1 protein-coding gene is annotated in these 1,155 nt (G+C 51.1%); it reads right to left on the bottom strand.

Features of this window, described 5'->3' with window-relative positions:
* Positions 1–9: 9 nt before the first annotated feature.
* A partial coding sequence (tuf, locus tag D6C13_RS25290) for an elongation factor Tu (protein WP_120135346.1) occupies positions 10–1,155 on the bottom strand: 1,146 nt, incomplete at its 5' end.

Below are 1,155 nucleotides of genomic sequence, written 5' to 3'. Positions count from 1 at the left end.
TATCAGCGATTAAGCGATAACTTTAGCAACAACACCAGCGCCTACAGTACGGCCGCCTTCACGGATTGCGAAACGCAGACCGTCATCCATCGCGATTGGGTGGATCAGGGTAACAACCATGTTCACGTTGTCACCAGGCATTACCATCTCAACGCCTTCTGGCAGTTCGATAGTACCGGTCACGTCAGTTGTACGGAAGTAGAACTGTGGACGGTAGCCTTTGAAGAATGGAGTATGACGACCACCTTCATCTTTGCTCAGGATGTACACTTCGGAATCAAACTTGGTGTGTGGTTTGATTGAACCTGGTTTAGCCAGAACCTGACCACGTTCGATGTCTTCACGTTTGATACCACGCAGCAGAACACCAACGTTCTCACCAGCACGGCCTTCGTCCAGCAGTTTGCGGAACATTTCAACGCCAGTACAAGTAGACTTAACAGTGTCCTTGATACCTACGATTTCAACTTCTTCGCCGACTTTAACGATACCGCGCTCTACACGACCGGTAACAACTGTACCACGACCGGAGATGGAGAATACGTCTTCGATTGGCAGCAGGAATGGCTTATCGATAGCACGCTCTGGCAATGGAATGTAGCTGTCCAGTGCTTCTGCCAGTTCGATGATTTTCGCTTCCCAAGTGGCATCGCCTTCCAGTGCTTTCAGCGCTGAACCTTTGATGACCGGGATGTCGTCGCCTGGGAATTCGTAAGCAGAAAGAAGTTCACGAACTTCCATTTCTACCAGTTCCAGCAGCTCTTCATCATCAACCATGTCGCATTTGTTCATGAACACGATCATGTATGGAACGCCAACCTGGCGACCCAGCAGGATGTGCTCACGAGTCTGAGGCATAGGGCCATCAGTCGCAGCAACAACCAGGATAGCGCCGTCCATCTGAGCAGCACCGGTGATCATGTTTTTCACGTAGTCGGCGTGCCCTGGGCAGTCAACGTGCGCGTAGTGACGAGTCGGGGTGTCATATTCAACGTGTGAAGTGTTGATGGTGATACCACGAGCTTTTTCTTCTGGTGCGTTATCGATCTGGTCGAATGCGCGTGCAGAACCGCCGTAGGTTTTAGCCAGAACGGTAGTGATTGCTGCAGTCAGGGTAGTTTTACCGTGGTCGACGTGGCCGATAGTACCAACGTT

Source organism: Rahnella woolbedingensis (genome assembly GCF_003602095.1).
Classification (GTDB): domain Bacteria; phylum Pseudomonadota; class Gammaproteobacteria; order Enterobacterales; family Enterobacteriaceae; genus Rahnella; species Rahnella woolbedingensis.
This window is presented reverse-complemented; position numbering and strand designations above follow the sequence as displayed.